This is a genomic window from Mariniradius sediminis, from assembly GCF_021491425.1.
Lineage (GTDB): Bacteria > Bacteroidota > Bacteroidia > Cytophagales > Cyclobacteriaceae > Mariniradius > Mariniradius saccharolyticus.
Genome location: NZ_JAKEVZ010000030.1, coordinates 1 through 11,199 on the forward strand (window position 1 = coordinate 1; position 11,199 = coordinate 11,199).

Consider the following 11,199-nt stretch of genomic DNA (forward strand, 5'->3'; position numbering starts at 1 on the left):
ACCGATTGAAAAAAGAACTAAAATGGAAATATATACCCAGGAAAGGGCTGAAAGGCTCGATCCAAACCAGTTAAAAATTCAATTCAACTAACAAAAAACCGTCAACCTATTTTAGGCACACACAAAGGAACTTTAAGGCTTTGGAGTCTCCCTTCCCTCAAGGGAACGCGGAGAGGATAGAATAGAAATTTCAGAAAAAACGGGGCGGATTCGTCCCGTTTTTGTTTTTTAGGGGAAAATAAGACAAGCCATGCAAGACCCCAAGAGCCTCACATCCGTAGCTGCATTCCACGAGACCTTCAAGCACCCGATTTTGCCTTTTCCGCAGGTACCGGACGAAAAACGCTGCCAACTGCGTGTGGCACTGTTGGCTGAGGAACTGAAGGAACTGGAGGCGGGCATCCGCAACAAGGACATCGTGGAGATTGCCGACGCGCTCTGCGACTTGCAGTACGTGTTGTCGGGTGCGGTATTGGAATTTGGCTTGGCGGAAAAGTTCAAGGCATTGTTTGACGAGGTGCAGCGCTCCAATATGAGCAAAGCCTGCAAAACGATCGAGGAGGCCCAAGCCACCGTGGCGCATTACCAAAGCCAGGGCGTAGACTGCCACTTTGAGCAGTCCGGAGAACTCTATCTGGTCTATCGTACCGAGGACCGCAAGACGCTGAAGTCGGTGTTTTATTCTCCGGCGGATTTGAGGGAGTTTTTGAAATGAGGGGATGACGAGGTAGAAATACGAAGTACGATGTACCAAGAATCGGAGAGGGGAAGGTGGATTTTTAAATGGAGATTTTCATCCAATTATGAGTATCAAGACTTCGGGAAACCAAATCGCCCTTTGACGATTTGTGATAATTCCATAGTTTTAATAAACCCTGATCAATACGGGCAGGAAATCAGGCTTAGCAGCCTAGATGCGGTATGCTAAGCCTGAAAGTCGTCAGGGATATGAACAAGTTATCTCCAATTTTAGAACGACACTATTATGAAGCGCATATCGACATTTTTAATTGGACTTTTTTTGTTTGGCTGCAATTCGACAACTAGGACAGAAAACAATGAAGCTGGAACGGTTTCTACCAATGAAAAGAAATCCGAGCAATCTGTTGACATCGACTTTGACAATTTCAAAATCCGTAAAGGACAATTAGGTGAAATTAAAATAGGTATGACTATTACGGAAGCAGAAAAACAGTTTACTGGACTGAAAAAGAAAACAGACGAAGCAACAAATTTCGGATTTGGTGGTGGAAGTCCAGCGTATCTATATTATTTGGGTGACGAATTATTGTTTGGACTAATCCCAAGACTGGAAACCGACACTTTGCTTTTAATAATTGCGGCACATAAAAACTTACTGACAACAAACGGACTTAATCCAAACTCTACAGTTGAAGATCTCATTGAAAAATATCCAGACTTGACAGTTAACCAAGATTTAATGAGTGGTGGAGAGTTTTTTCAGGACAAAACGAACAATTGGGCTTTTGTTTTTAGGACTAATAAGCAGACAGAAATTGGTGACTATCCTGAATTGGAAGTGCCTTCAAAACCAAAACAGCTGACAACACATACGGATTGGATAGTAATCAGGTGAAAAGAAAAACAGGCTGTAACAGGCGTTTGGCAAAAAAGCGGGTTCAGTGCTTAAATGAAGCTTTGTGCTTCGAAACCTGCCCGAACGCCAAGCCCCAAACCGTTAGCGGTCATTTCCCCTACTTTTGAAAGGTTGACTTCGTATGCTACCGGCGCCAAAGGGACCCAACTGATTCTGAATGGACACCCAGTCTGATGGATCCAACCAAGCGGGACTTAGGGATTTTTATGTACGTTAGTCAAAATTGTAAAGAGACAACATAACGAAACAGAAAAATAGAAATATTAACACAGCAATTTTGATAGTAAACTTCTTGACACTTTTAGCATTTGTTCTTCACACTTTCTGTGGGTGACAAGGAATAGAAAGTAAACAATCCGAAAGAATGGAATAACGAAATTTTTCAAAAAAGAGAGAAATGAAAGATGGCAAGATGTAGTTGGCATTGGGTTTCGTTTGACTTACTTTTTGCTTCAATCGCACCTGGAGTTATTAACTTTATTTAATTCTTTGATAACGAAAAAATATTGTTACAAATATTGAAAATATATTTCTCAGGATATGCAGTAGATTGGACTTTGACAATTGCAATTTCAAAACAGTTTCCCAAAAATCATTTAAAACTATGACAATGGTTATTGCTTATTGATGGACTAATTTACTTAGCAACAAATAAATTGGACTTATGCTTAAACTTGGCGGATACCTGAATATTCTGTTTGCAATCTTACATATTGTTGGATTGCTTTGGGCTGAAAAAATGTTTGAAGTTGTTGGTATAGCAGAGGGAATGGCTCTTGCTAAACAAGACATACATACTCTGTATCCTTATTTTATTACAATAGTAGTAGGAGTTTTATTTTATATAATGGGCCTGTATGGTCTTTCGGCTGATAACAGGTATAAAAAACTACCATTATTAAAACCAATAGTATTTTGTATTGGAGGGATCTATTTGTTACGTGGAATAGGTGAACTTATTTTTGATATAGGTTGGCAAAAAGCAAGTCCATTATTAGAAAACACCTACTCACTAATAGCGATTTTCGTTGGACTTTTGTATTTAGTAGGAGGACTGAAAAAATGGAAAATAAAACAGGCAAAATAATTTACAACGACCCGCTAACATCGGTAACCGTCGCACATAACCGTCGCTTAACCTCCCGTTGAATCAAGAAAACAGACTTTTTTCTCGCCCCGACTGCATAAGGAATTTGACCCCTGCAGTAAAACCCTGAACTGAATTTGCTGAATTCATCAATTCGGTGGAATGGGAGCGCAGAGATTGGTTGGGACCTTTTTTCAAAGTCAGACGCTATCGATCAGCCTTCTTGAGTGCTACCGACAAGCGATCGATCATTTCGTCCGATTGCAGAAAGGATCCTAGAATATGCTTCGATAAAGCCCAAAAATCAGGAATAAGTTGGATCAGCTCTTGGGTAAGGATTTTAGCGGTACCAAGATTTTTCAATTCGGCGTATGAGGCGGCTTTCAGAATCAAGTCCCATATAACGCTTTGTCTTTGCATTTTCTCGGCCCAGTATATGGCATCTTCAAACTCCCGTTTTTGAAAGTGATAAATACTCAGACCAGCGTTAAACCACCACGGATAGTATGGGTTCACCTGAATGGATTCACTCAACAAGCCATACCCACGCTCATACTCGCCAGCGCAAATCAGACAAAATCCCAATCCACCCGCAATCCCGGTAGCCTTCGACTTTAACCTTATCCATTGATCAATGATTGTCATGCAGTCTTTTTGTCTATGCTGGAAAAGGTAGGCAAGACCAAGTGTTTGATACGCATGTTGGCAGCGCGGATCGATGCTAAGCGATCTTTGCCCGCATTTCACGCCTTCTTCCAAAGGATCCAAGACAGCGCATTCATATCCGTAAAAAAATCCCGCCACATAGGTCTCTCCAAGAATGGCCCAACCTAAAGCATATTGGGGATCCAGCTGAACGGTATTTTGCATGACCGCCAACCCTTTTTTGAATGTCTCTTCATTCAGATCGTTGAGTAGGTAGTAATACCAAAAAACTGCATCATACACCTTTACATCGAGCGCATGCTTAATCGGTGATGCCTTTGCTGCTTCCCGGAAAATAATTCCATGACTGCCTCCAATCTGATTTATCACATGCTTCACAATATCATCCTGAATCGTAAAAGTGCCCATCTCCGATTTTTCCCTTTCATAGGAACTGGCCCATACCTGATGGTCTGTGCCACTTTGAATAAGTTGGACACGAATACGAATCAGATTTTTGTTTGATTGAATACTTCCGGTAATCAGGTAGGTTGCATCCAACAGCAGCGCGGCTTCTTTCGAATCAATTCCCTGGGAAGCCATTTTTCGCGAGGAATAATAAGACACCACCGTGAGTTCATTGAAATTTGTGAACTCGGTACATATCTGATCACAAAGACCATCCGCTAGATTTTGCAGGTCATTTTCTCCCAAGCAGTGAAAAGGAAGGACAGCCAAAGTCGGTTTGAAAATGAATTTTTGAGTCTGTGTCGAAGCCGATTTGATAGATGGAGAAATCAATTCAAAACTTGGTATGTAGGCACCTTTTGGAACGGAAATGATAATAGGATCACTAAGACCAGGACCGCTGTAGTATTCAAACAGCGCCCTTCGAAGCCTTCCCGCATGGATTCTTACCGAAGCATCTGCCTGAGGATCATACCCGACTTTTTTTGCCAGCACGTTCGTTCCGATCGTATATTCTTTCAGTGAATTCGCTCTCCCTTCCAGTGTTTCCTCCACTATAAACCTGAGAAATCCTGACAATATCATTGAATTGCTAAACACCGAAAACAATAATATTCGATTCAGTTGGTCAATTATCTCTTGTTTAGGGATCGGTGAACTCGCTGCCATTTTACTGTTAATTAACTGGATTGAAGGATTTATAAAACTACAAATTTTTAGTTTCGACCCGTAATTCGATACAAAAATGCGGCTTTCATAGGAACAGGGGCCAATCTTTTTTGAAGTTTCAGGACCTTAAAAACAAAATGACCAAGCCGTAAATCAAGGTTTCCAATCTTGAAACATGCCGTCCTAATTATTGGATAGGTTCAACCTTGTCGCGGAAGTGAGGTGCGGATGAAGAATCAAACTTGATGCAGCTAAAAGATCATGGCGCCATATGTGAAATAACAAAGAGCCAATAACCGACTGTTTACCAAAGCAATACCATAAATCCACATGAAAAAGAAAAAAACCATTGTAGTACTTTCCGTTCTTTTTGTTTCCATTTCCCTGGTTCAAGCCCAAGTAGATAGGGAAAAATTGTCCTTGGATATTTCTAAAGCGGAAGAAGCCAATCAGCTTAAATTGAAAGAATACATCTGGAAACGAAGGTCGGATGTGTTTATCGAAAGCCAATTGAAATTGACGACAATCACGGAGTTCAGCTATACGCCTGATGGTAAATTGGAAACCAACATGGTGGATGCTGAAACTACCGTAGAGAAAAAGCCAGGGTTCCGGGGCAAAGCCCAAGCAAATGCCGCCGAAGAAAAGATCGAATACATCGAAAAGGCACTTAAGCTAGCCCTAGACTATACCTTTATGACGAAAGGTGAGTTGTTGGATTTTTTCAGCAAAGCGACGGTAACTGAAAAGGACGGATTGATAGAAGCCGTCGCTGATGATGTACATGTCAAAGGTGACCGATTGCTGGTAAGGGTCGACCCAAACACCCACCTGTTCACTTACAAAGAGTTCACTAGCCTATTGGGCCAGGATAAGATAGAGGGCAAATTGAACTATGAGAAGTTCAGCAATGGGACAAGCCACCTGTCTACGACTACGCTAAACCTGCCTGCTCAAAAAATGAATATCGACGCAAAGAATCAAGACTATACAATTCGAATAAAATAAAGCTAAATTTAATTTCTGATGAATATGAAAGCCACAACCAAAATCATGTTGCTTCTCCTGTTGAACTTTATGGTGATTGCGTGCAGTTCCCCCCTGAAGGTCATCACGGACTATGATACCAAAGCCGACTTTAGCAGGTTTCAGACTTTTTCATTTTATCAGCTTACCGACAAAGGCCCGGGATTGAGCGAACTCAATCAGCAAAGAATAATCAACGCGATAAGGGATGAGTTGGTCAAAAAAGGTTTTAAAGAAGATTTGACAAATCCAGACCTGTTGGTGAATGCAACGGCTATCGTAACGGAAGAAAAGCAGGTGACATCAACCAACTATTACAACTATGGTGGTTACTACCGGCCATACCGATGGGGGCCGACCTATGTAGGAGGATCTACGGTTTATAATGTTTCGGAGCTTAGGGAAGGATCCTTGGTAATTGATATTATAGATGCTTCGACCAAGCACTTGATTTGGCAAGGCACAGGAAACAAAGAAATAGATACAGGATTGAAAAAACCGGAAACCGAGGTTCCTGCTGCTGTGGCGAAAATTCTCGCAGGTTTCCCTCCCCAACCTAAACAAAAGTGATGTACTGAATCAATCACATAAGATGAAAAAACTATTCCCATTTATTCTAGCTGCATTGGCGGCCTGTGGCCAAAAACAAAACGAAGAGATACTTCCCCAAAGGCCTAACATCCTTTTTATTGTCGCAGACGATCTGGGCTTCAGTGACATTGGACCCTTTGGCGGAAATATCAATACGCCTGTGCTGGACCAATTTAGCAAGGAGGGAATGCTGTTTTCAAATTTCTATGTGCTGCCAACATGCTCCCCGACACGCTCTGCACTCCTGACTGGTAATGATAACCACGTCGCGGGAGTCGGCATCATGAGCGAAGTCAGCTATCCGGCTGTGGCAAACCTCCCTGGATACTCGGGGCATTTGAACAATCAGGTGGTGACCATCCCTGAACTGCTGAGGGAGAGTGGCTATCATACCTATATGGCAGGCAAATGGCACTTGGGTGACGATGAAGGACAAATCCCCTCTGACCGCGGTTTTGAGGAATCCTTTGCACTTCTTCAGGGAGGAGGAAGTCACTATGCCGATCAGAAGCCGCTTTCGCCGCCTCAGGTAATGGACTACCGGGTAAACGGAAAGAAAATCGCCACACTTCCTGCGGATTTTTACTCGACCAAGAACTACACCGATACGCTGATTCACTACATCGACAAAAACAAAGACGATCAGAAGCCATTTTTCATCTACGCTTCCTACACTGCCCCGCATGACCCCCTGCAGGCGCCCAAGGAGTATATTGACAAGTACAAAGGCAAATTCGATTCCGGCTGGGATTCGCTGCGGCTACTCAGGCTCAACAACCTGAAGGCCTTGGGCATCATCTCTTCGGATGTCAACTCGTTTGCGCCTAGTGGTATCCCTCAATGGTCCACGCTGAGTCCCGAACAAAAGGCGGAGTTTGCGAAGGATATGGAAGTTTATGCCGCGATGGTCGAATACCTCGATATGAGTATTGGTCGCTTGCTCGATTACCTCAAGCAACAGGGCTTGTATGACAATACAATGATCGTATTCATGTCGGACAACGGCGCCAATGGTGTCATGGCCACCACCTATCCAGGCAACGCGGATGGAAAATACCTGGGGGCTTTCAACAACGAGTTGGATAACCGCGGATTGCCAAACTCCTTTGTCGAAATGGGACCGGGCTGGGCACAGGCTTCGTCATCACCTTTCCGTTTGTTTAAAAGTTTCGCTTCAGAGGGCGGAATCAGGGCTCCTTTGATGATTAAACTCCCCAACGCCCCCCTAAATCCCGGACAGTGGAACAGGAGTTTTGTCCATGTAACAGACCTCATGCCTACGGTTTTACAGCTTGCTAAAGTATCCTATCCTGCCCAATTCAAAGAAAAGGCAGTAAGGCAACCGATCGGAAAATCACTGCTGCCCGTGCTGACAGGGACTGCCCAGGAAGTTCATACTGACGGTGCAGGAATGGGCTGGGAACTATTTGAAAGAAAGGCCTACATCAAAGGCAAATGGAAAGTCTTAAGATTGCCCGCACCATTTAGCACTGGTGAGTGGCAGCTTTTTGATCTTGAAAAGGATCCGGGAGAAGCCAATGACCTCTCCCAGCAATTTCCTGCCCTGCGGGATTCCTTGGTCAACGAGTGGATGAAGTATGCCAAAGCCAACGACGTCTTTGACCATCGAGGCCATTATGACTCGCTGTTGAGTAGAAGTCTGATGGGGGATCATTGAGCATCCTAGCCAAGAAAAGCAAAATCAATCTATGAGCCGGATTTTCAAAAGCACTGTCTTGGTCATTTCTATGACCATGTTTGCGAATTTTGTCTTCACAGCTGGTGTGGGGGTATACAAGACGATTCATGCATATGCCATACTGTACGCGGACGGGGTTGCGGGAAAGCCTGGACTGGAGATCGTGGAGTCACTCGACTTGTTTTTGGTCGCGTTTGTTTTCCTTATCCTTTCGCTGGGCTTCATGAAAATGTTCTATCCGGAATTCAAAGGCTTCCACCATATCAATTTGCCATGGCTGAAGATCGATGATTTCTATCAGTTGAAACACCTGACCTGGAATGCCATATTGTTGACCTTGTTGATCACCTTTGGTACTCACGTAATCCGTTCGACGGGTCCCTTGGAGTGGACCTTATTGATCATTCCTGCATCGGTTTTCCTTTTTTCCATGAGTTCCAAAATGCTCAAGCACTAGCAAGTCCAGCTTTCAGACATAGACAGCAGGCGTAAAATCTTCAATGATAAAAAGACAAAAAAAAATGAACAGCATAATGGTATTGATCACCCTTTCGGATAGTGGAATAGAAACAATCAAATCGAATCCTGAATTGCCGAAAAAGGAAATGGAATTTGTGGCCCGCTGGAAGGATGAAGGCATTTTGGAAAGCTTCTTCATTTCGGTTTCAAAAAAGGATGCTGTTTTGATTTTCAAAAACGTAGACGAATCCACAGTCAAGGGACTTATTGAATCTTTGCCATACTTCCCCTATATGGCCCAGATTGCCTACCATCACTTGAATAAACAGTTCTAAGCATCAAGCTCCGTGGATTGTTCTATGAAGTGGCCAGCAAGTATCGTGTTTATTGTCTTCCTGGTGTTTTTATTGGGGGGTTTCCGTGTAAACGCTCAGACGGAATCCGAAAATCCGGTTGAAGAAGAGGCATCCGGCAAGCATCGCCTGACCATTTTGATGGCAAATGCTTTCATTCCCGCAGCAGACAATATTGCAGGCCAAAGCAACATGTTCATTGTACCGGCATGGGGTATCAATTACGATTACTGGATCAATGATAGGATCGGTTTTGGTGTTCACAATACCGTCATTCTCCAACAATACAAAATCGAAAAGAGCCGGGAAGAAATCATTATAGAACGTTCCTTCCCGGTGGTGATCACCGGCGAGTTACTTTTTAAACCTATGGAAAATTTGTTGGTGTCGGCAGGAGCGGGAAGAGAACTTGAAAAACAGGAGAGTTTCACCGTCGTTAATCTTGGTATAGAGTATGGATTCGAGCTTGGGAAAGGGTTGGAGCTGAGTCTAAATCTGCTATACGACAACAAAATTGATGCTTATGACAGCTGGATGTTTGGTGTAGGGTTCAGCAAGTTTTTTTCGAGGACCGCTAGGAAGAAATAGGTTTCGTCATGTCGCTGCTTCGATCTTTCTCTTTCATCTTGCTTGTGCTATTTGCAGGAAAGGTTCATGGGCAGGAGTCGAGCAAGCAAATCTGGAATGAATACATGTTCAACATTCCATTTGCCAAGGTGTACAACGTGGAACTGGCCGCAAACTATAGCACCGTCTTGGGTGCGCCCAAGTGGAGATCTTTCGAATTTCAGGCCACCCCAGAATGGACCATTTCGAAGCACGTGGATTTGATGGGCGGCTTCCTGCTGGGCAACACCTTTCAGAATGAGACCACCAACACGGTGGAACTAAGGGGAATGCTGGGAACACGGATTCATTTCACGCCCCAAAAAAGAATACTAACCCGTTTGCTTGTACGCTTCGAGCAACGCAATCAGCGCGACCAAGAAAGCGCACAGTGGGAAAACAGTCAGCGCTCGAGAATCAGGGCAGAGACGATTGTTCCGATCAACAAAAAATCCATGTTTGCTGGGAATCAACTTTGGTATGGCATGTTGGATGCGGAGTACTTTTTGGTTTTCGATCAGGATCTGGAAGAACGATTTGCAAACCGTTTTCGGCTGAGGGCAGGCTTGGGCTATCGGCTTAGCAATAGTTTCCGATTTGAATTTGTCTATACCATTCAGCAATCGAAAAACACAATTGATGGCAATTTCAACAACACCGACAATATCTTCCGTTTTCGGGTAAAGCAATTTTTGAACAAGCCTTCCAGACTTCAGGGAAATGGAAATTAGGGATTGGGCAAATCCAAAAACCGGATTGTTCTGTTCTGAGGACGACCTTTGAGGTTTTTGGAACCTCGAAGGTCTGGCTTGCCGCAAAAGACGCTAAGGCAAAGAAATTTGGATCAAGAAGAGCCATTGAAGGATCGGGGCTTTTTTATCGTTCGTTGGTATTTGGTTCCAAAGATCTAAACCCATCTCACGACCACGGGACTTGACGAAATAAAAAGTCCGTTGGACAATCTGAATATATGAAAAACTACTTAGTTTTATAGAAGATATTTCCACAATATTGTGGAAAGCACGCCAAATCGGAATGCTTTCCACAATTAATTGTGGAAAGCGAGACGTTACTGGCAAGTTTAAAATGAGACAATTAACAATCATATTGACACTTATAATTTTTGTTTCTTGCGGACAGAGAAACAATACAACAAGCAGTCAGATTTCAGTAATGACGTTAGACACACTTACAGCGGACAACTATGTTTTGACTTTTTATAATTCAGACAGTTTTCCACCAACCGATATTTATGGCGACTTAAACTATCGCATTAACTTGACAGATACCATTGGTAATTGGCATAACAGAGCTGAAAAAATTCAATCTTATCTTGCTGACAAGTTTCGTGACTATTTCTTCACGACTGACTCAACGTTGGTTTTAAAGCTTGCTAACGGTAAGACAACAAGTTTTTTAAAATGGGACAATGAGAAAGATGAAGGTTACAACTTTGAACACTATTTTGACAAAATTGGCTACTACTTATTAAGAGTTCAATGGGGTGAAGGGAATTGTTGGATGCTTGTAAATAGACAAAGTGGCTTTAAAAAATACATAAGTGGTTTACCTTACATTTCATTAGACAACAAACAAATTCTAGCGACTAACACAGACCTTGAAGCGGGATATAGTTTCAATGGACTTGAATTATATTCTATACTTGCAGACAGTTTAAAAACAGAATTTAGCAAGGAAACTATATTTGGGCCGACAGATGTAAAATGGATTAGTGACAATGAATTTTTACTTCTGAGAGAACATTTTCACGTTGACACAATAACAGGAAACCAAGACAATATTATTGACTATAAACGAGTGACAATTGAGAAGAAAACCAGCCAGTAACACGGGTAACCGTTGCACAACCTCCCCTTGAATCAAGGAAATAGAAGTTTTTTAAAGGAAGTGGTAGATTTTTGGGATTTTTGATTGGCTGGCGAAAACGGGATCGTTTTTCGGTCAGGCGGGGCTAGGA

General features: G+C 42.8%; 12 protein-coding genes. 11 read left to right on the forward strand and 1 reads right to left on the reverse strand.

Annotation, left to right across the window (positions count from 1 at the left end; all coding sequences use genetic code 11):
* Positions 1-250 precede the first annotated feature (250 nt).
* From L0U89_RS20015 to L0U89_RS20025, 3 genes are all read left to right on the forward strand, one after another.
* Positions 251-715 carry a pyrophosphohydrolase domain-containing protein gene (locus L0U89_RS20015; RefSeq protein WP_008624988.1) on the forward strand — a complete coding sequence of 155 codons (465 nt, stop codon included), beginning with the start codon at positions 251-253 and terminating at the stop codon, positions 713-715.
* A gap of 270 nt (positions 716-985) precedes the next feature.
* Positions 986-1,597, forward strand: coding sequence for a hypothetical protein (locus tag L0U89_RS20020; protein WP_234863155.1), 612 nt, complete (start codon positions 986-988; stop codon positions 1,595-1,597).
* Positions 1,598-2,282: 685 nt separating this feature from the next.
* Positions 2,283-2,705: a hypothetical protein gene (locus tag L0U89_RS20025; protein ID WP_234863156.1), complete on the forward strand. Its 423-nt coding sequence runs from the start codon at positions 2,283-2,285 to the stop codon at positions 2,703-2,705.
* A gap of 207 nt (positions 2,706-2,912) precedes the next feature.
* Here the strand turns inward: L0U89_RS20025 and L0U89_RS20030 are convergent, their stop codons facing one another.
* Positions 2,913-4,403, reverse strand: coding sequence for a tetratricopeptide repeat protein (locus L0U89_RS20030; protein WP_234863157.1), 1,491 nt, complete (start codon positions 4,401-4,403; stop codon positions 2,913-2,915).
* A 414-nt stretch (positions 4,404-4,817) separates the two neighbouring features.
* Between L0U89_RS20030 and L0U89_RS20035 the strand changes: the two genes are divergently transcribed.
* The 8 genes from L0U89_RS20035 (at position 4,818) to L0U89_RS20070 (ending at position 11,069) form a co-directional block, all read left to right on the forward strand.
* Entirely contained in the window at positions 4,818-5,495 is a 678-nt protein-coding gene (locus L0U89_RS20035; protein ID WP_234863158.1) for a hypothetical protein, read from the forward strand.
* Positions 5,496-5,519: 24 nt separating this feature from the next.
* Positions 5,520-6,083, forward strand: a complete 564-nt coding sequence (locus tag L0U89_RS20040) for a DUF4136 domain-containing protein (protein WP_234863159.1) — start codon at positions 5,520-5,522, stop codon at positions 6,081-6,083.
* Positions 6,084-6,105: 22 nt separating this feature from the next.
* Positions 6,106-7,782 (forward strand): arylsulfatase, encoded by a 1,677-nt coding sequence (locus tag L0U89_RS20045; protein WP_234863160.1) that lies wholly within the window; start codon positions 6,106-6,108, stop codon positions 7,780-7,782.
* A 31-nt stretch (positions 7,783-7,813) separates the two neighbouring features.
* Positions 7,814-8,260 carry a YqhA family protein gene (locus L0U89_RS20050; protein ID WP_234863161.1) on the forward strand — a complete coding sequence of 149 codons (447 nt, stop codon included), beginning with the start codon at positions 7,814-7,816 and terminating at the stop codon, positions 8,258-8,260.
* Between the two features lie 64 nt (positions 8,261-8,324).
* Positions 8,325-8,597: a hypothetical protein gene (locus L0U89_RS20055; RefSeq protein WP_234863162.1), complete on the forward strand. Its 273-nt coding sequence runs from the start codon at positions 8,325-8,327 to the stop codon at positions 8,595-8,597.
* A 24-nt stretch (positions 8,598-8,621) separates the two neighbouring features.
* The gene (locus L0U89_RS20060; RefSeq protein ID WP_234863163.1) at positions 8,622-9,203 is read left to right on the forward strand and encodes a hypothetical protein; all 582 of its coding nucleotides are present in this window, start codon (positions 8,622-8,624) and stop codon (positions 9,201-9,203) included.
* 8 nt (positions 9,204-9,211) lie between these two features.
* Positions 9,212-9,952, forward strand: a complete 741-nt coding sequence (locus L0U89_RS20065) for a DUF2490 domain-containing protein (protein ID WP_234863164.1) — start codon at positions 9,212-9,214, stop codon at positions 9,950-9,952.
* 304 nt (positions 9,953-10,256) lie between these two features.
* On the forward strand, positions 10,257-11,069 hold the full coding sequence (locus tag L0U89_RS20070) for a hypothetical protein (protein ID WP_234863165.1): 813 nt from the start codon (positions 10,257-10,259) through the stop codon (positions 11,067-11,069).
* Positions 11,070-11,199: the final 130 nt, after the last annotated feature.